The sequence below is a fragment of the Chrysiogenes arsenatis DSM 11915 genome (assembly GCF_000469585.1).
In the GTDB taxonomy this organism is placed as follows: domain Bacteria; phylum Chrysiogenota; class Chrysiogenetes; order Chrysiogenales; family Chrysiogenaceae; genus Chrysiogenes; species Chrysiogenes arsenatis.
This window is the reverse complement of sequence record NZ_AWNK01000011.1, coordinates 1-19,115: the sequence shown is the minus strand read 5'-3', so window position 1 is coordinate 19,115 and position 19,115 is coordinate 1. Positions and strand designations below refer to the sequence as shown.

At 51.1% G+C, this 19,115-nt stretch carries 22 protein-coding genes and 1 pseudogene; 12 read left to right on the top strand and 11 right to left on the bottom strand.

The features are described from left to right. Positions 1-10: 10 nt before the first annotated feature. From P304_RS14850 to P304_RS0109060, 7 genes are all read left to right on the top strand, one after another. Entirely contained in the window at positions 11-1,288 is a 1,278-nt protein-coding gene (locus P304_RS14850; RefSeq protein ID WP_051321560.1) for an efflux RND transporter periplasmic adaptor subunit, read from the top strand. Then, positions 1,288-3,216, top strand: a complete 1,929-nt coding sequence (locus tag P304_RS0109080; RefSeq protein WP_051321559.1) for a MacB family efflux pump subunit — start codon at positions 1,288-1,290, stop codon at positions 3,214-3,216. The genes P304_RS14850 and P304_RS0109080 overlap by 1 nt, the downstream gene beginning before the upstream one ends. Positions 3,217-3,226: 10 nt before the next feature. Continuing rightward, positions 3,227-4,633 (top strand): efflux transporter outer membrane subunit, encoded by a 1,407-nt coding sequence (locus tag P304_RS0109075; protein ID WP_084417654.1) that lies wholly within the window; start codon positions 3,227-3,229, stop codon positions 4,631-4,633. A gap of 123 nt (positions 4,634-4,756) precedes the next feature. Beyond that, positions 4,757-5,035 carry a hypothetical protein gene (locus P304_RS0109070; RefSeq protein ID WP_027390293.1) on the top strand — a complete coding sequence of 93 codons (279 nt, stop codon included), beginning with the start codon at positions 4,757-4,759 and terminating at the stop codon, positions 5,033-5,035. Then, the gene (locus tag P304_RS0109065) at positions 5,028-5,498 is read left to right on the top strand and encodes a PIN domain-containing protein (RefSeq protein ID WP_027390292.1); all 471 of its coding nucleotides are present in this window, start codon (positions 5,028-5,030) and stop codon (positions 5,496-5,498) included. The genes P304_RS0109070 and P304_RS0109065 overlap by 8 nt, the downstream gene beginning before the upstream one ends. 101 nt (positions 5,499-5,599) lie before the next feature. Next, positions 5,600-5,791, top strand: coding sequence for a hypothetical protein (locus P304_RS16925; RefSeq protein WP_152514518.1), 192 nt, complete (start codon positions 5,600-5,602; stop codon positions 5,789-5,791). 288 nt (positions 5,792-6,079) lie between these two features. Next, the gene (locus tag P304_RS0109060) at positions 6,080-8,227 is read left to right on the top strand and encodes a methyl-accepting chemotaxis protein (protein ID WP_027390291.1); all 2,148 of its coding nucleotides are present in this window, start codon (positions 6,080-6,082) and stop codon (positions 8,225-8,227) included. Positions 8,228-8,354: 127 nt separating this feature from the next. Here the strand turns inward: P304_RS0109060 and P304_RS0109055 are convergent, their stop codons facing one another. From P304_RS0109055 to P304_RS0109020, 8 genes are all read right to left on the bottom strand, one after another. Next, entirely contained in the window at positions 8,355-8,801 is a 447-nt protein-coding gene (locus P304_RS0109055) for a copper resistance protein NlpE (protein WP_027390290.1), read from the bottom strand. Positions 8,802-8,897: 96 nt separating this feature from the next. Next, positions 8,898-9,167: a type II toxin-antitoxin system RelE family toxin gene (locus P304_RS0109050; protein ID WP_027390289.1), complete on the bottom strand. Its 270-nt coding sequence runs from the start codon at positions 9,165-9,167 to the stop codon at positions 8,898-8,900. Then, entirely contained in the window at positions 9,151-9,375 is a 225-nt protein-coding gene (relB, locus tag P304_RS0109045; protein WP_027390288.1) for a type II toxin-antitoxin system RelB family antitoxin, read from the bottom strand. Before relB ends, P304_RS0109050 begins: the two co-directional genes overlap by 17 nt. 83 nt (positions 9,376-9,458) lie before the next feature. Further along, a complete protein-coding gene (locus tag P304_RS0109040; protein ID WP_027390287.1) occupies positions 9,459-10,334 on the bottom strand; it encodes an ABC transporter ATP-binding protein in 876 nt (291 codons plus the stop codon). Then, complete coding sequence (gene modB, locus P304_RS0109035) at positions 10,331-11,014, bottom strand: molybdate ABC transporter permease subunit (RefSeq protein ID WP_034764968.1); 684 nt, start codon at positions 11,012-11,014, stop codon at positions 10,331-10,333. The genes P304_RS0109040 and modB overlap by 4 nt, the downstream gene beginning before the upstream one ends. Beyond that, the gene (locus P304_RS0109030; protein WP_027390285.1) at positions 11,001-11,417 is read right to left on the bottom strand and encodes a TOBE domain-containing protein; all 417 of its coding nucleotides are present in this window, start codon (positions 11,415-11,417) and stop codon (positions 11,001-11,003) included. The genes modB and P304_RS0109030 overlap by 14 nt, the downstream gene beginning before the upstream one ends. Then, on the bottom strand, positions 11,414-12,184 hold the full coding sequence (gene modA / locus P304_RS0109025; protein WP_027390284.1) for a molybdate ABC transporter substrate-binding protein: 771 nt from the start codon (positions 12,182-12,184) through the stop codon (positions 11,414-11,416). Before modA ends, P304_RS0109030 begins: the two co-directional genes overlap by 4 nt. A gap of 72 nt (positions 12,185-12,256) precedes the next feature. Further along, positions 12,257-13,036, bottom strand: coding sequence for a TOBE domain-containing protein (locus tag P304_RS0109020; RefSeq protein WP_027390283.1), 780 nt, complete (start codon positions 13,034-13,036; stop codon positions 12,257-12,259). Between the two features lie 220 nt (positions 13,037-13,256). On the opposite strand from P304_RS0109020, the gene P304_RS14845 reads away from it, so the two are divergent. From P304_RS14845 to P304_RS17065, 5 genes are read left to right on the top strand one after another with little or no spacing between them, the layout of a single operon-like run. After that, positions 13,257-14,372 carry a DUF262 domain-containing protein gene (locus P304_RS14845; protein WP_034764964.1) on the top strand — a complete coding sequence of 372 codons (1,116 nt, stop codon included), beginning with the start codon at positions 13,257-13,259 and terminating at the stop codon, positions 14,370-14,372. Next, positions 14,351-15,421 (top strand): AAA family ATPase, encoded by a 1,071-nt coding sequence (locus P304_RS0109010; RefSeq protein WP_201766943.1) that lies wholly within the window; start codon positions 14,351-14,353, stop codon positions 15,419-15,421. Before P304_RS14845 ends, P304_RS0109010 begins: the two co-directional genes overlap by 22 nt. Then, a complete protein-coding gene (locus P304_RS0109005) occupies positions 15,421-16,143 on the top strand; it encodes a hypothetical protein (protein ID WP_027390281.1) in 723 nt (240 codons plus the stop codon). The genes P304_RS0109010 and P304_RS0109005 overlap by 1 nt, the downstream gene beginning before the upstream one ends. Beyond that, on the top strand, positions 16,118-16,933 hold the full coding sequence (locus tag P304_RS0109000; protein ID WP_236613328.1) for a class I SAM-dependent methyltransferase: 816 nt from the start codon (positions 16,118-16,120) through the stop codon (positions 16,931-16,933). Before P304_RS0109005 ends, P304_RS0109000 begins: the two co-directional genes overlap by 26 nt. Beyond that, positions 16,933-17,070 carry a hypothetical protein gene (locus P304_RS17065; protein ID WP_160165044.1) on the top strand — a complete coding sequence of 46 codons (138 nt, stop codon included), beginning with the start codon at positions 16,933-16,935 and terminating at the stop codon, positions 17,068-17,070. The genes P304_RS0109000 and P304_RS17065 overlap by 1 nt, the downstream gene beginning before the upstream one ends. 64 nt (positions 17,071-17,134) lie before the next feature. On the opposite strand, the gene P304_RS0108990 is transcribed toward P304_RS17065, so the two are convergent. The 3 genes and pseudogenes from P304_RS0108990 to P304_RS17610 all read right to left on the bottom strand — a co-directional run. Continuing rightward, positions 17,135-18,154 carry a hypothetical protein gene (locus P304_RS0108990; protein WP_027390279.1) on the bottom strand — a complete coding sequence of 340 codons (1,020 nt, stop codon included), beginning with the start codon at positions 18,152-18,154 and terminating at the stop codon, positions 17,135-17,137. A 110-nt stretch (positions 18,155-18,264) separates the two neighbouring features. Further along, positions 18,265-18,465 carry a GDCCVxC domain-containing (seleno)protein gene (locus P304_RS17615; protein ID WP_027390278.1) on the bottom strand — a complete coding sequence of 67 codons (201 nt, stop codon included), beginning with the start codon at positions 18,463-18,465 and terminating at the stop codon, positions 18,265-18,267. A 60-nt stretch (positions 18,466-18,525) separates the two neighbouring features. Then, positions 18,526-18,867, bottom strand: a pseudogene (locus P304_RS17610) (MerC family mercury resistance protein); the annotation flags it as partial. Between the last annotated feature and the right edge of the window lie 248 nt (positions 18,868-19,115).

Below are 19,115 nucleotides of genomic sequence, written 5' to 3'. Positions count from 1 at the left end.
GGGTAGGCTCATGGAACACACGCGCAAACATCGGACAGCAAAATGGCCTTTTGTGCTGATCGCACTTGGCATTCTCGGTGGTACTACGGGGTATTTCGGTTGGCAATACCACGCTCAGCAACAAAATGCAGCGCCATCGTATGCCTTTAGCGCGGTACAGCGCGGCACTATCGAAGACGTGGTGACCGCCACCGGAACCTTGCAGCCGCGCGACTATGTCGATGTGGGCGCGCAGGTTTCGGGGCAGGTTGAAAAGATTTTTGTCGAAGTTGGCAGCGAAGTTAAAGCGGGCGACTTGCTCGTCAAGATCGACCCCACCCTTTTTGTGGCCAAAGTTGATGCGAGCCGGGCGCAGCTGCGCTATCAAAAGGCGCAACTGCTTGACCGTGAAGCACAACTTTCGCTGGCGGAGATTCAGTATACGCGACAGCAGAACTTGATGGCAGAAGAAGCAACGACCACCGAGTCGGTGCAAAGTGCCGAAGTATCGCTCCGTTCGGCCCGAGCACAGATCGAAATGCTGAAAGCGCAGATTGAACAAACGGAATCTTCGTTGCGCGCTGATGAAGCCAACCTGAATTATGCCAAGATTTTTGCACCGATGGATGGCACTGTGGTTTCGATTACGGCACGGCAAGGGCAAACGATCAACGCCAATCAGCAAGCACCGATTTTGCTGCGGATTGCCGATTTGCGCACCATGACGGTGCAGACGCAAGTTTCAGAAGCCGATATCAGCCGCTTAAAGGTGGGGATGGATGCCTACTTTACCACGCTTGGGAGTCAGGGACGTCGCTGGCAGGGGAAACTGCGCCGCATTGAACCCACGCCGACGGTGGAAAATAATGTTGTGCTCTATAATGCTCTCTTTGATGTGGATAATGCCAACCACGCCTTGATGCCGCAGATGACGGCGCAGGTATTCTTTGTTGTCGCGTCGGCGCAGGATGCTTTACTCGTACCGGCAGCAGCGGTAGCGACCAGTGGGACGGCACCGCGTCGTGAACGCCCTGCTGGAAGCGAAGGGCGTCAGCCAGGGCAAGGGTCTGCTGTTGGGCGAGGAGAGATGCCGCGCGTGTCAAAAGGAACCGTTCAGGTGCGTAACGCGCAAGGTGTCCTTGAAAGCCGCGAGGTAGAAACCGGCGTGACGAATCGTGTGCAAGTGCAGATTATAAAAGGCCTTCAGGAAGGCGAAGAGGTCGTCATTGGCCAGAGTGCGCGTCAAAACACTGGCGCTACAGGCGCGGGAATTGGCGGTATGCCCGGCGGCATGCCAAGGATACGCTAGTGAATATTCCACTGATCGAACTGCGTGGCGTCACCAAAACCTACTATAACGGTGAACTTTCCGTTGAAGTGCTGCATGGCATCGACCTGACCATTCGTCAGGGGGAATTTGTTGCCATCATGGGAGCATCTGGCTCAGGCAAATCGACGCTGATGAATATCCTTGGCTGTTTGGATCGCCCGACAAGCGGAACCTACCGTTTTCTGGGGCAGGATGTGGGTCACCTCGATCGTGATGAACTCGCACGGCTGCGACGTGAAGATTTTGGTTTTGTTTTTCAGGGCTACAACCTGATTGGCACTGCGAGCGCGCTGGAAAATGTTGAAGTTCCTGCCGTCTACGATGGGGTGTCAGCGGATGATCGCCATGCTCGTGCGTTTGCCTTACTTGGCGAACTGGGGCTGGAAGATCGCACGCATCATCGCCCGAATCAGCTTTCCGGTGGTCAGCAACAGCGGGTTTCTATCGCGCGGGCACTGATGAACGGTGGCCGGATTATTCTGGCCGACGAACCGACGGGCGCGCTTGATTCTAAAAGTGGTGCCGAAGTGATGCGACTCCTAAGCGAACTGTCAGCCCGTGGCCATACGATTATTCTCATTACCCATGAACGGGAAGTGGCGGAGCATGCCGATCGCGTGATTGAAATCCGCGATGGGATGATTCTCAGTGATCCCGGTTCGCATTGCGAAGAAATGCCTGCACCACCACCCGTCAACCAGAAGCGTCGTACCTCTTCGATGGTCGAGTTGCTGGAAGCGACCCTGACAGCGGTGCGTGCGCTACGCAGTAATATTTTCCGCACAATCCTGACGCTGCTTGGAATCGTTATTGGTGTTGCTTCTGTCATTACGATGATGGCGATTGGCGACGGTGCCAAACAGGCGGTGGTGGATCGCATAAGCACGCTGGGGAGCGATTTACTGACCGTGCGCCCCGGTGCGCCGAATATGCGCGGAAGGGTGACCACGGCAACGCTGGTGCCGGGCGATGTCATTGCTATCCGTGAATTGCCAAACATTCGCGCGGCAGTGCCGGAACAAGGTACGTCGCTCACCGTGCGTTATGGCAATGCCGACCACCGCACCGAAGTCAACGGCACAAGTGCCGACTACGTGATCGCTCGCTCTTGGCCGCTGGCACACGGGACATTCTTTGCGGAAGAGGATGAACGGCTGTACGCCACCGTAGCCGTGCTGGGGCAAACAGTAGCAAAAGCATTGTTTTCTGGTGATGATCCGTTAGGGAAATATCTGTTAGTACGCAATATCCCTTTTCAGGTTATCGGGGTGATGAGCGAAAAAGGTGCCGGCCTTGGTGGTCAAGATCAGGACGATATTATCTTTGTCCCCTATACCACTGCAAGCTTGCGCCTGAGCGGTCAGCGCCATCTACGCAATGTGACGATTGCAGTGGAAGACGTTCGCGCCATTGACGAAGCGCAGGCGGCGGTACACGCGTTGCTGCTTGCTCGGCACGGCGTAGAGGATTTTCAGATTCGTAATATGGCGTCGATTATCGACAGCGTTTCCGAAACACAGAACACTTTTACGATTTTACTTGGCTCAATAGCCGCTATTTCGCTGCTGGTCGGTGGCATTGGGGTCATGAATATCATGCTGGTTAGCGTAACGGAACGGACGCGCGAAATCGGCATCCGCATGGCTACTGGAGCGCGGATGCGCAATATTTTACAACAGTTTTTGATCGAAGCGTTGGTAGTTTCCGCACTAGGTGGAGTGATTGGCGTGGCAATCGGGCTGGGAGTTGCGGCGGTGGTGGAGTCTTTTGGGACGCCGATTCAGTATTCCCTGACGCCGGTTTTGCTGGCTTTCGGTTGTGCCTTTGCTACCGGACTGGTTTTTGGGTATCTCCCAGCACGGAAGGCGGCACGCCTTGATCCGGTTGTCGCACTCGCATCAGAATAAAGGACGAACTATGAAAATGTACCCCTACCGCATTTTAGGCATAACTTGTGTGATGGCACTGTTGCTCAGTGGATGCGCGACGACGACTCCGCCAACGTCCGTCAATCTGCCGGAAACATGGGCGGCGAGCGTGGCCGAAAGCAGCGAAGCGTCACTCGATCATTGGTGGCACCGTTTTGATTCCCCGCAACTCGAGGCATTGATTGAAGAAAGCCTGCAAAGCAGCCCTGATATGGTGGCCGTTGCCGAAAAAGTGATTCAGGCCGAAGCGCAGTTGCGCACTACCGGTGCATCGCTTTTTCCATCGCTGAACCTCAGTGGCAATACCGCTTGGAACCAGAATCGCAGCAGCGAAGGGCGAAGCTCTGAAAGTGAATCATCGCGCCTGTCGCTGGGAGCAAGTTATGAAGTTGATATCTGGGGGCGCATGGCTGCTGATGTGCGCGGATCGCAGGCGTCGCTCGATATCGCGCACTACGATCTGGCGGCGGCTCGCCTTAGTCTGAGTGCCGGTGTAGCCAGCGCATATTTTCAAACACGTGCCATGCGCGAGCGCGTAACAATTGCCCGCGAAAATCTGGCAATTGCCGAGCGAGTCATGGCCATTGTGCAGGCGCGTTATCGCCACGGCAGCGCGTCGTTGCTTGATGTGCAACGGCAGGAATCAACCGTTCTTTCCCAGCGCTCATCTCTGCTATCGCTGGAAGAACAGGAAAAACAGACCGCTTCGGCGTTGGCACTCCTGCTTGGGCGTCTGCCGCAGCACACGGTAGTGTCGGATGAAACTTTGCCGCATCTTACCATCCCAACCGTTGCTCCCGGATTGCCGTCGGAACTACTTGTACGCCGTCCCGACTTGGCTCGCGCCGAAGCACAACTTGCTGCGGCACATGCCAGTATTGAAAGCGCCCGTGCCGCACTGCTGCCATCTTTCTCCCTTTCGGCATCCGCGGGAACGGCAAGCGTGGCGCTCCTGTCGCTGGCGAACCCGACGACCAGCCTTGGTCTCAGCGCAGCCATCGCGCAAACCATCTTTGATGCCGGACGGCGCAAAAATCAAATCGTCATAGCCGAATCGCGCCAGCGCGAACTGGTGGAAACCTACCGCAAAACCGTGCTGAGTGCGCTCAAAGAAGTGGAAGATGCGCTGAATCGCGCCCACTACGCGGAACATCAGGCTACCATTCAGAGTGCTATTCTGGAGCAAACACGACGGACATTACGCCTCGCAGAAATTCGCTATCGCGAAGGGAACGAAGAAATGCTGGGCGTGCTGGACGCGCAGCGAAGCTTGTTTCAGGCACAGGATCAAGTGGTGCAGTTACGCCTGGCACGGCTGAACGCTGCGCTCGATTTGTACAAGGTGCTGGGTGGTGGGTGGAAAAATGCTCGCCCCGATGAGGGGTCGATGGAGTAGGTGTATAAATCTTGCTATTTTGCCGCAAATTTCTTACCTTGTAGCAGTTGAAACACCAACTTGCGACAGAGCACAGTTGCCCCACGGGTTATTTGCTCTACGCTGGCAGAAAGGAGTAATATCATGCTAACTGTAAAAGAAGCCGTAGATACTATTAAAAAGCAGTTTAAAGATCTTTTTGGGTCGGACATTACCGATATCCGGCTTGAAGAAATTGAGCCAGACGCTGGCGACCAGTATCACCTGACGATCTCTTTTCTCGTGCCAAACAAAAATATGCCACAGGCCATTCAGTCGCTACTCGGAGAAATAAAAAATCCTTATGTGCGTCAATATAAGACCGTTATCGTTAACAAAGCCGATGGGTCTATCCTTTCGGTGAAGATGCATAAGAATGCGTGATGTCCTTGTTGATTCCAATATACTGGTCCTTTTTTTGGCAGGAAAGATTAACGCCGGCAGAATAGGCCAGTATTGCAGGAACAACCTGTACGGCAAGGATGATTATGAATATCTGGTAACGTTGATAGGCGCATACGATCGGATTGTCACCTGCCCTAATGTTCTGACAGAAGTCGACAACCTTTTGAATGGAATCACTGGAGATGATAAATATGAATATCTCAAACTGACAAAAGCCATTTACCAGTCAAGCATTGAAAAATATATCGCATCCCTGCAAGCGTCACAAAATAGCTATTTTGATGATCTTGGACTTGCTGATTCTGTTGTTCTCCTGATGGCGCAGGAATGCGATTTGCTTATTTCTGCGGATAGCCGTCTTTGTGATTATGCGAAAGCATTTGGGATGAAGGTATTTGATTTCAAAGAGTATATAAATAGCAAGCTGTACGGTCTTGTGTGATTTGATTTGACTGAAGCCAAGGAGCCTCTAATGCAAAATCTCGTCATTCAAGAAGAAACAACAGGTTGTGGAATTGCTCTCCATTAAACACCACCAAGAATATGGCAAAACCGCTGGCGCTGAGTTATTTCAGGCGCGTAGATGGTCAGGCTTTTGTGTTGGATTCGGCAAGTTATTTGTCATCAAATATCCGAACGGACTTTAATGCAATGCAACCAAAGTGGTTTATGAGGTGGAAATGGCGTAATGATGTTGACGATAGCTTTATCATCACACGCTGGTTATTTATGTAGGTAAAGGCATAATTTTATGCATTCTCGCATTAATTGCTTGCAAATAATGGTCAATAAGATTTGTTTATTGCCTACGCAATTGTGATAAATTACGCCTTCCTGTCTCTGATGGCACATGGTGACTGTCTATTTTTTAGGCGCTTCATATTCATTTTCCGCAATGTATCCCACAAGACGGGCGTTACATTTTTATAACAACTGGCTTAATCGTTTTAGAATAATCAGCTTGACGCCTTGGCATTGCTTTTGCGTTGTACGCAACGGCATATAATGAAACGAGGTGTATCAATGACCTTGAAAAGTGATGCAATGAATTTGCGCCCAAGCGAACAAAAATGGCTGCCTTGGTTTGGTAAAACCGGCAAGATTGCAATGCGGTGGTCGTGCGCGCTCAACCGCCATTCATACAAGAGTGTTGAGGAGACTTTTGAAGGCATTGCCGAGACGCGAGTTGCCCTTTTGCAGGGGTGGACACAACAGAAGTGGGAGTATTTGGCAAATATCGCTAAGCTGCTGGCAGACGATTTCCCCAATCACGTCGAATCAATCATCAAGGCGCGCAAGGCGCAACTTCGCGAAATTTCTGAGCTATTCGTGGTTGATCCAAGCGGGAAAATCATCGCTTCGACACAGTCGCAGCGCATTGGCAAGCGGCACGAACATGAGCGGGCGTTGGCTGCTGGTATGCGCCAACCGTTTTTGCATGGCCCGTATGTTGATCCCGACACCGAAAAATTTGGCGCCACGACATCCTCGTTCCACGATGCCGTCACCCTGATGTTTTGCCAGCCAATTGCCGCGGCGAATGGTATCAATCTTGGTGTATTATGCGCACGCATTCCCAACGATGTGACCAGCGATTTGATTCAGCGCGAAGCGGGGCATATCTACCACGAATCGGGCGACAACTATATCTTCATGGCGCAGTCCAATTTTGAATCGCGGATTGCCAGCGGAACGGCGCTTTCGCGTTCTCGCTTTGAAGACAATACTTTTTCGCACGGCGAAAACCTGAAAGAGGGGATCAATTCTGGCTTTGGTGTGATTAAAGTTCGCCATCACACTGAATTTGAAATCGTTTTTACTGATCCGGCGACCAACGAACTCCACCCCGGTGTACGCGAAACGATCCGCAATGGCGAAAATCTGTACGTCAAATATCCCGGCTACTCCGATTACCGCCACATTCCGGTCATCGGCAAAGGGGTTACGTTTCAACTGCCGGGATCGCCTGACCGCTGGGGAATGATGTGCGAAGCGGATCTGGAAGAGGTCTATCGCCGCCGTTCGGTCAGCTTCACTCTCATGCGCCTCTTTTTTGCGATCTTGGTGATCATGGGCAGTATCAACCTGTTCTTTACCTTCGTCCTCCAGCTCGCAGCACCCGTAACGCATCTCGTCAATGCCGCCCTTTTCCTGTGCGGTGGCTGGATCTTTTACCATTTCGGTATCAACCGTTTGGTTACCAAAATGCGTGCCATGACGGAAGTGATTCGAACCTTGGCCGAAGGGGGTGGCAACCTCGCCCAACGTCTTGGCGGCAAACACCTGAGTGCGGACGAAACGGGCGAAATGGCGCGCTGGATCAATAGTTTTATCGATAACCTTGACAACACCGTAGCGCAAGTCATCCGCTTTTCCCACGACTCGCGCCATGCGAACGATGAAATGGTTGGCCAAAGTCGTTTTGTTGACAGAGCGACCCGCGAAATGGAAACGGCGGTAGAAAACATGCTGCACGAACTTGACGCCCAAATGCACGATATTCATCACGCTTCCGGCATTGCTGGGCAAATGCGCGCGGAGATGGATCAGGTGATTGCCAATGCCAAAACCCAGTTCGAGCGGGTGCGCCATGAAACACAGGGGATACGCGATGCCATCGCCGCATCGTCGCAGAGCATTCAGAATGTGGATAAACGCACGGAAGAAATATCGCGCATTGCCGATGTGATCAACGATATCGCCAAGCAAACTAATCTCCTCGCGCTCAATGCTTCTATCGAAGCTGCCCGCGCTGGCCAGTACGGGCGGGGATTTGCCGTCGTTGCCCAAGAGGTGAGCAATCTGGCCGAAAGAACGGCGGGAGCGACCAAAGAAATTAGCACGATGCTCGACGCCGTCCGCAGTGAAACGCAGCAGGCAGTGGCTATTATGCACAATGGTGTCAGCGAAGTGGATCGCGGACTGGCATTTGCCGAAGAGACGGCAACCGATAACTCCAGCCTGCACGGTATTATTGAGCAGATCCTCGGCGCGATTCGGCAGGTGTCGCAGCGTAGCGAAAGCCACGCGGCCAACATTTCACAGGTGCGCAGCAGTACCAGCGAAATGCGGCTGGCAGTTGGGCATCTGTACGAATCGTCCGACACCGCGCGCAATACCGGCAGCAAGCTGAGCCGCTTGATGGGGAGTTTTCGGGTATCGGAAGAGTAGAAAATACTCGGCAAAGCACTCAGGGGAAACATTCACGACAAGGCGTGATGTTGCGCGCTTTCTTGTAACGTTTGCTTAAATTCACGGTGGAAAAATGCGCTTGTGCGGCGCATTTCTCGCGCAAAGACTACTTGATTTTTGGCAACAGGTAGTACGGGGCGAGTGCGCCGTGAATTCTTTGCCCCTCTTGGTCGAGCAGGAAAAGAATATTCTCCCCCACTTGGAACTGCATGGGAACAGTATTGAGGCCGATCAATCGAATCGTGCGCCCCGCCTTATCCCATTCAATTTGACCGCGATCTACAAAGGGATGAGTGCTTTTCCCCTCATAGATCATCTGTAGTTCGAACGTATTGTCATATTGGAGTATGACCGTTGTGGCTATCCCAGCACAATCGGCGCAGGGCAATGTTCCAGCATATATCCCCGCCCAGTCGAGTGCATTTTGGCTGGTATGATGATCGATAATTTCTGTGTTGTTCGCCTGTTGAGAGGCGATATACGCGCAACTGGTGTTGACGGCGAGTATGCCCGCTATCGAGAAACAGAAGAGAAGTATTTGCTTGAGAGTCACGCTTTGTTCCTTCCATCAGTGCTGTGTGCTTGTCAGAGAGTACCATCCGTCGGAGTGCGTATTGCACTCCGCAGCGTGATCAATTTTCACAAGAGTTTACTTATACACATCCTTGCGGTGCCCAATTCGTATTACCAAGATCCGAAGTTCACGGTCTTCAATGTGTGCGATAATTCGACAGTCACCCACTCGGTATTTCCAGAGTTCACCAAGCTTGGCACCTTTCAGTGCTTCGCCAATACTGCGTGGATTTTCGATGCATGCAAGTCGGTTGTGAAAATAGTCAAGGATACGCTTAGCTATTGGGCGATCAAGTTTGCGCAATTCTCGCACTGCTGCCGGATCAAGCTCAATCTCCCAGCTCATAATTCCTCATTACGTCCTCAAGTGATACCGGTTTGGTTTTTCCAGCGCGAATGTCAGTAAGTCGCTGCTCTGCCAGATATATATCCTCAAGTTCATCAAGGTGTGTGAGTATAGCTTTGCGGGCATAGTATGTTTTTGTCCGTCCGGTGGATTTCGCCAATTTATCGAGGCGCTCCTCCACGTCTGCTGGGAGTCTTATAGCTAACATAACGGGGTCTCCTTTCATGATCACTGCTATACAAGTATAGTGCTTGTAGCGAGAAATACCATGATATTTTAAACAAACCCTCTTCACTCCATTGCCAAAATAAGCGGATTAAATGCTTTCGACGCGATCATCACGCGGGTGCCAACCAGCAGGCTTCCCATTTCCCGCTCGGTCGCCACAACCTGCACCACGTCGCTGCCGACGAGAACATGCACGATATACACCACGCCACTGGGTTCGATATGGACGATTTCGCCAGTAAAGCGGAATTTATTGCTGACCTGCGAGTTAGCAAAGACTTCGGCGGGGGTGCCGTAGCGCGCTACGTTCCCTTTTTCGAGCACAAACACGCGCTGGCTCATGCGGAACACTTCGCTCATATCATGGCTGACGAGCAGGGTGGTTGGCTGATAACGGCGATGCAGCGCGAGGAGTTCTTCCTGCAATTTCAGTCGCATACTCAAGTCGAGCGCGGAAAGTGGTTCGTCGAGCAAAAGCACTTGGGGGCGGAGCGCCAGCGCCCGTGCCAGTGCTACCCGCTGCCGTTGCCCGCCGGAAAGCTGTTCCGGCTTTCGCCGGGCAAGTTCCTGTAGTCCGGCGACTTCTAATAGTTCGCTCACGATGGTTGCCCGTTTTTCGCGCGGTAGGGCAAGGCCGATGTTTTCGGCGACACTCATATTGGGGAACAATGCGTAATCCTGAAACACCATGCCGATGGAACGCTGGCGCGGGGTGCGATTGATTTTAGCGGCAGAGTCGTACCACGTCTGCCCCGCGACTTGAATGATCCCTTCGTCGGGATCGGTCAATCCCGCAATCATGCGCATTAACGTAGTTTTTCCGGCACCAGATGGCCCAAATAGCGTCACGAATTCTCCCGTACCAATTGACGAGGCAAAAACCAGATCCATCGGCCCGTCTGCCGTGTGCAGCCGTTTTTTGAGTTCCAGCGAAATCATGCCAGCTCCATCCGCGCAAAGCGCCGGTTGACAATGTACACGAACAGCAAAATAGAAAAAGTAATCGCAAACAGAACAAAGGCGTATTGATGTGCCGTGGCGTAGTCGAGCGCTTCGACCCGGTCGTAAATCGCAATGGAGGCCATCCGCGTTTCGCCGGCAATGTTGCCACCTACCATTAATACCACGCCAAATTCGCCGACGGTGTGGGCAAAACTGAGTACCGATCCTGCCAGCAGCGCCGGTTTCATATTGGGGAGCAAGATGACGAACAGGGTGCGCAGTCGCGATATACCGAGGGTGGCAGCCGCTTCACGCAGATTGACGGGAATGGAGCCAAAGCCGCTTTGAAGCGGGTGGATCATAAACGGGAGGCTAAAAAGCACCGAGCCGAGGATCACCCCTTCAAACGAAAACACGAGCCGCATACCAAACCACGTATCGAGCCAATTACCGACAGGGTTTACGGGGCTCAGGAACACCAGCAGGTAGAAACCAAGGACAGTTGGCGGTAGCACGAGCGGCATGCTCACGAGTGTTTCGACGATGGCTTTGGTGCGCGAACGGCTGTAAGCTAGCCAGTAGGCCAGCGGGATGCCGATTATCAGCAGGATGACGGTGGTTATGGCGGCTACGGCAAAGGTGAGGCGCATGGTTTGTAGAAATTCAGGACTCAGCATGATTCCCCCGCAGTGAAATTTCGTTAGCCTTCACAAGCCATTCGACGTCATCGCCCACCGCTAATTGCAAACGCTGGGCGGAGCGTTCCGTAATGATCGAAACCACGGTTTCGCCTAGACTTTCCAGCGTGATTTCTGCTAGCAGGCCACCCGTGCGGATTTGCCGAATGGTGCCGGGCAAGCGGTTGCGCAGGCTAATATCGCCCGTCAGGTTTTTGGCGATGGAAACTTCTGTTTCTTTAAAAAGTACCTGCACCGGCTGGCCGAGTTGCAACCACGGGCAACGCGCCGGGGTCTCCACCACCAGCGCGCTCAATTTTTGGTCATTACTCAGGCATACATCAACAAGTGAAAGTGATCCGTCGCTCTCGACACCATTAATAATACCACAGAGTCGATTCATTCTGTCGGCACCTCAAAGCCATATTGTTTGAGTATTTCTTTGCCGGTTTTTCCTTCGATAAACTCGGCAAATGTTTTTGCAAGCGGATGATTCGCACCTGTTTTTGTGATCATATACCCCTGACGCAGTGGCTTATGGTCTTTATAGTCAATCATCACAAACGGCTCACCGATCTGTTTCATTTCAGGCGCCAGCGCAAGCGAATAGGCAATAATGCCGACATCCGCCGCACCGCTCGCTGCAAAGTGAGCGGCCTGTGAAATATTCTCACCCATGACCAGTTTTGGCTGAATTCCATCCCACATTCCGTGTGTTTTCAGTGTTTGCATGGCGGCAACGCCGTATGGGGCGTGTTCGGGATTGGCAATGGCGACCTTTTTGACGGCAGGGTCATTGAGCACGCTGATCCCTTTGAATAAGTCAATTTTTCCACCCTTGCGCTGCCACAGCACAATGCGGCCAATGGCGTAGAGTTTTGCTTCGCCAATGCCAAAGCCATCTTTTATCAGGCTTTCGGGATAGGCAATGTTGGCAGAAAAGTACAAATCATACGGAGCGCCATTGCGAATCTGCGCGTACGCTTTACCGCTTGAACCATAAATTGTTTCAATTTTTGTGTTTGGATGTTCTTTATTGAAAGCAATGACAACGGCATCAAGGGCATAGCGCAAGTCGGCAGCGCCAAAAACGGTCAATGGTTTGTTTTGTGCAAAAGCTCCGGAAGTAAGCGACACCAACAATACCAGTGCGAGAAAAATCAAACGCATACTGTTCTCCTTTTGCGAACGAAAGTTCTGTATATAACGATAGCTAAAAAAATGGGCGAGATTGCCGAAATCTTACACACCTACAATAACGCTGGAGGCCTTAAAAAATGCCCACGCCGTCCGCCCTTCGCGCAGGCCAATTCGCTCCAGCGATTCGCGGGTAATCACCGCCGCCAGCCGCGTTTCGCCGGGCAGTACCAATACCACTTCAGCATTCACACCACCTTGGATGATTCGCTCTACGGTACCCTCCAGCACGTTGCGCGCACTCACTCCTTTGGGTTCCTCGCTGGCAAGCAGCACTGAACTGGCCTTGACCAGCGCGTATACCTTTTTCCCGACGGCCAGATCCATCGACTCGACACTTTCTTTGGTAATAATAGCGGTAATTTCATCGCCCGCATTGACCCGAATGACGACCTCGTCATTCACGGAGCCATGACGCACGTGCGCGACTTCCCCGCTGAACTGATTGCGTGCACTGGTTTTCATGCCGATCCTTTGTAAAATGTTGTACGCCTCTTGCGGATTGGCGGTGTGGTTCGCCAGCAAGTCAAGGAATCGCCCATGCGCTTCGGCAAACAAATCGTACACCTGTACCACCCGTTCGCCTTCTTCTGTCAGGACACTGCCACCGCCCCCTTTGCCACCGGCCACACGCAGCACCAACAGTTTCCCCGAAAGGTTATTGATGGCATCGAGTGTGTCCCACGCCCCCTTGTAGCTCAGCCCAACCGCTTTGGCGGCGGCACTAAGCGAGCCGTGGCGACCAATCTGCCGCAAAAGTTCGATCCGTTTTTCATTCAACTGCTGCTGGTCATTGCCCAGCCACAGGGCTCCACTGATTTGCATAGAATACTCCGTTCACTTGCGCAAGGTTTCGGATGCGCGTTATGTAGTTTAAGTAATAGCGATGTGTCAAGGGGGAAAGTCTATCAAAGTAGGTCACGCAGCACACGATTGCTATTTTCGTTCATAAACGGTACTTTTCTGGCATAATACAGGCGCACTTCACCGTCATCGTAACCAAAGAACTTTTTCGGATATCAATCGCCATGGAGCACCCTTTTTTATGAGTTCGACAGGCAAACAAAAAAACAACACACAATCGCTCCTTGAAGGAGAAACTGGCCTAGAACGCGGTTCGCAAGATGTTTACCCGGATGCGACGGTGAAAGTAAGTGTCAATCACTATAGTGTATTTGAACTCAAACGCATGGTTGAAGAAACAGATGAACTGCAGTTTGCCCACGAATTTCAGAGTAAACAGGCATGGAAAGCAGATCAAAAGTGTGAACTCATTGAAAGCATTCTGATGGGCATTCCGATATCCGTGGTGTATGTTTTTGAAGATGAAAATGGCACCAAGCAAATGGTTGATGGCAAGCAACGCATTGGCGCAATTATTGATTTCATGAATAATCGATTTACCCTTAATAACTTAAAACTTCTTCCACACTTTGACCAAAAAAGCTTCAAGGATTTGGAACCACTCTATAAAGGCAAAATCGAGCGTTATCAGGTTCTCGTCTACGTTATCGAACCTCCAACGCCTGAGCGGGTGAAATACGACATCTTTGATCGCGTAAACCGGAGCGGAACGCAGCTCAATAGCCAAGAAATGCGCAATGCCCTTTACCAAGGGGCGGCAACAAGCTTATTGAAAACATTGAGCGCTTCTGAGGAGTTCAGACAAGCTACTGGTAACGGCATAAAACCCCAAAGAATGCGCGATCAATATATTATCCTGCGTTTCCTTGCGTTTTATCTCTTGCGCCAGAAACAACTTGATTTTACTTATAAGAGCAACATCGATGATTTTTTGGCTGCCGTCATGAAACACCTGAACCGCCTGTTGCCGCAAGAAATTGAAGCGCTTCAAGCCATCTTCAAAACAGCGATGCAGCAATGCTACACCATCATGGGAGTTGACGCCTTTCGGTTTGCCTCAACCAACGCGAATCGTCGTCCGATTAACATGGCGCTTTACGAATGCCTATCGTATTTTTTTGCAATATACCAAACACCAAGCCAAGACAACATACTCAAGGCAAGACTTGATGAGCTGAAATCAGAATTTGACGCATGCACAAAATTCAAAACGAATGTCGATAGTAGTACAAACGTTGAATATCGCTTTTCAACCATGGAAAGGATCGCTCAGGAATGGCAATGCTCTCTCGAATAACCATTACAGCATTCAAATGTCTTGACGACTGTCAGCTTGAGCTGACTCCCCTGACGCTCCTGACTGGGCCAAATTCAGCCGGGAAGTCTACTGTAATCCAAGCGCTTTTACTCCTTATCAGCAACATATTGCCTGAAAAAGAGTTAGAATTGCATGCGGCGAAATTTACCTACCTTAGGAAAATTGTAAAACCTTTCTCGCTGTACGACGATATCATCTGCCGGAACTCTGACAAAAATGATATCGGGATTTCACTTCACGAAGGAAAGAATCAAAATTCTGGGAGATTCAGCAAAAACACCTCCCACGCAATTTGGGATGCTAATGCCAAAACATATATCTACGATGAAAATCTTTTTTATTTGCGCGCCGATCGCACAGGGCCAGAGGAAATAGTCGAACTTGACAACGACCAGCGAATTGGCGACCAAGGCCAGTACGCTTTCGGCTCTTTTGAACAGTGCAAAGACAAACCTATCCATGAGCATCTGCAAGTCAAAGACGCTGACGCAAAAACCCTGAAAGCGCAATTGGCATGGTGGCTGAGTTACATAATTGGCGAACCCATCGAAGCAAAGGCAGAAAAAGTCTCTTCGCGACACGTGAAAGTGACCTTTATAATGGGTGACATCGGGAGCATTTCCCCTTTAAACACAGGCGCGGGTAACAGTTATTTATTGAAGCTGCTCATCATGTGCTTGACCGCCAAGCCCGGTGACTTGCTCCTTATTGAAAACCCAGAAATACACTTGCACCCCGGCGCACAGTCCCGTTTAGGGAAATTTTTAGCATTTCTTGCTGCGCGCGAAGTTCAGATCATTGCGGAAACACATTGCGAGCATTTGATCAATCGCATCCGCTATGAGGTATACAAAAAAGAACTTGCCAGCGAACAGGTGATTATCCACTACAAACCTAGCGCAGCAACCCCTTTCACTTCGTTGAAGATTAACGAACAGGGACATTTTTGTGACCTTGATGGTAATGAAGTTCGTTTTCCCAGCGGCTTTTTCGACTCCACGCTTCAAGAGCTGCTGGAGATTGGCTGATGGCGTACCGTATTGTTCTTGAAGATGACCTGCTGCAAGAGTGGTACGCATTTAAGCATGGCAAGGCTCATGATAAACAGTGCATTGAAAAGCTGCTGCACTATTACAAACCGAACCATCTCACTAATGTTGCCCAGCTCGGACGCATGAACGTCGATGACTCTGCGTTGATATCGCAGCTCGCCAGCAATCAACTTATCAGCCAATCGCTTGAAGATCTGGCGCAGCAGACCACCTACAAAATAATCCTTTCCCAGCATTGCAGCGACTTCCCACGAGTCAATATTCATGGCGATGCACTCGGCAATAACTATGTGTTGTCGTTTCAGCCGGGTGAATCCCGTGCCAAAGCGCATACGCACCTTCAGGCGTTATTGCAAGAAGCCCAGCACATTGTTATCTATGATAGATATCTGAAAGATGCTTGGGGGAAAGCCAAGAATCTCTTTGCGCTTTTCCCGCGCAAAAAACTCACCATTGAGCTTCCCAAATTGGACTCGCCTCGGCTACAGCTTGATAAAATCCACCTGAGCGAACTCAAGAGTATGCACCAAGAAGGTTGGACAGTAAAAACTACCGCCACCTACCCCAATCACCATGATCGCTACATTCTGATAGATAATCAGCTTGAAATTGTCATCACCAGCGGCATTGACTACCTTTTTGATGCCAGCAAAGAATGCACGCTCATTATCCGTGAACGGAAACCTTATGCACGCTGACCCCATCTCCAAAATCGACTTTGCCGCCCTCTACCGCCAGCAGATGGCACATGCCAACCGCCGTGAAAAACCTTCAAGCGATTGGGATGCACGTGCCCCAGAAATGCGACAGCGGGTGTTCCGCAGTGCGTATGTCACGGAATTTTTGCAGCGGATGGACCTTACCGACTGCACCACGTTGCTGGATATCGGATGCGGCCCTGGCACCATTGCTCTGTCGCTCGCGCCGCGACTGGAGTGTGTGTACGGCTTGGATTACAGTCAGGGAATGCTGGACGCCATGATGCAGCAAGCCGGAGAAGACGAACTGACCAATGTTGTCCCCCTGTGCCGGTCGTGGGAAGAAAGCTGGGACGATATCCCCCAATGCGATATCGTGGTGGCCTCACGTTCGACCACGGTAGAAGACATTGGCGCAGCGCTGCGTAAGTTACATCAAAAGGCAGGCAAACGGGTGTATCTAACGCATCCGGTTGGTGGCCATTTTATTGACCCTTCACTACTTGAAGCGCTTGGAATCAAACTTCCACCACTGCCTGATTATATTTACCTGCTCAACATTTTATATCAGATGGGCATTCACCCACGGCTGGACTACATTCAGGTTGCTAATCGTTTTGATGGAATCACGGATGCTGATGATTTTAGCGCACGGATTCAGGGATCGTTAGGGATGGAGTTGAATGCCGCCCAACATGCCGCGCTCATTCAATGGTTCCGTGCGCACATGGCGGGGCGCGGACTGCGCTGTGCGCCGATGTTGTGGGCGTTTATTGCGTGGGAGAAGTGATGATGCGGCCATGCGTCACCAATCGCGGCTCTATTGGTGCTGCTGGCGCAGAGATAGTCATCGCCACGGCGCAAATGACCAAGAAAGTCAATCATACATTCCCGTTACCGCTTAATCTGATCTATCTTAGCTGCTAACTCTATCGGGGCGTTATTGGAGTATGGGAGCATTGTGGTGATTTTCGCGCTGGGACTCGCGTCGCTACGCTGATTCCTTGCCAAATAATCCTTTGGCGATCGCTACCCCCCGCACACAGCGCCTACCACACTGCTTGGCTGCTTCACGCAAATGACTTACCGTACCAACCATGCCGTGAAACTCACGGGGGCTTTGCATCTGCTTCATGAACATTTCCGGTGCAATACCTAAGCGAACAAGTATTTCCGGAACCGCAGCAGCAATCGCTCCGCGCTTATCAGGACGCACACCACGGCCAAGCCAGTCGATCAGTTCAAAGTATCCCTTCGTCGTAAATGGAAGTGCTAAGTCATCGTTATTGTTATCATCAAAGTGGAGTAGGGCTGCGGGTCTGAATCCTGTTGGAGCTTCAACGCGACCAAGAGCCGCTTCACCCGCTTGCAACGCCCACTGCCGAATGCGTGATTGAATGGAAGTAAAGTCAGAATTTTCGGGAGTTGCAGCAACACCAGCACGAATAGGATTCAAATCAACATACGCCATGCAAGTCAAAACCGCTTGTTCGTCCAGCAAAGCCTGTGACTTAAAACGACCTTCCCAGAAACGGCCAGTACACCTATCTTCCAGATTCGCTTGCCGCGCAATAAACTCATTGAGCGAACGCATGTACCAAGACAAATCGCAGAGCCGCTGCCGGTACTCAGCAATCATCACCTGAAGCTTCTGCAGTTGATAGCTATCAAGCCCCTCGCCGGAACGATGCTTTTGCACCATAGCATTGCCAGAAAACAACTGACACCACCGCTCTAACACCTCTTCATCACTCCAACACTTCACTCGCCGAGCATCAATTCGCACAACAAGATGATAGTGATTGCTCATCAAAGCATAGGCACAAACATCAATAGCAAAGATGCCAGAAAGCATCAACATTCGGTCGATAATCCACTGCTTGCGATGATCGAAATTCTGCCCAGTCACACTATCTTGCCCGCACAAGAACGCACGGCGCACACAACGGCTAATGCAGTGGTAGTACGGAGTAGAATCGAGGAATACCTGCTGATTACGAGCAAGAGTCATGGCGAAACTCCTTTTTTGGGTTCAGGATGGGGGAAATGATACCAGAAAGAGAAAAGTTAGTCAGGCCTCAAAGTGGCTGTCCCGTAGTCTTATGGCAACCAAATTGGAGACTAATCGCAGCAACTGCTTTGCTGCTGGATAGGTGGACAAGGCACTGAACCAAAAGAGCAAAACACGCAACAATGCCCTGCGTTAGGGCGTAACAACTGGTGACAACCAGAACACTCATAAAAAAACAGGCAACTGTCGGTAGGCATCAGTTCTTTTTTAGCAGTGCCGCAGTGCGGACAAGTAATAACGGACTCAAGAATAACAGCTTTTGCTTGGCTGGGTTCACAGGTTTTGCACCGTTTGGCTGCACGATGGTTAAGAACCGAAGCGACTAAAAGACCTGCTAAACCGCCATAAACCAAGCCAGCCTGACGAACTATTTGATAATAAAACAAAATAGCGATAACCGACCCAACCATGACAAGTAATGGGATAAGCTGTTTATGGCGGCAGAACGCCATAACGCCCCCAAAGAGAGCCAGGAGCGCGAAGCCTTGCAAAACCCACTCCGAAACAGCTTGGTAAGGCATAAGAAAGCCGAAACCAAGAGATGCTCCCACCGTAGCGAGCAAAGGAAGGCAGCATGGGGTGGCTGCGGCCAAGGCAGCAAAAATACCGCCGATGGCGCCCGCTTTATCAAAATAGCTAAATTTTTCTGACATTTTTAACTCCTGCAACTATTAAGGAAAACTTTCCATATTTTGTGATATTAAGGCTACCTTTCCAGCACACTGGGGTCATAGCTGTTTCCTGATCTAGGTGACCATCCTAGCACAGGGGGATCCTCTAGAGTCGACCTGCAGGCATGCAAGCTCTGCATTAATGAATCGGCCAACGCGCGGGGAGAGGCGGTTTTGCGTATTGGGCGCTCTTTCCGCTTCCTCGCTCACTGACTCGCTGCGCTCGGTCG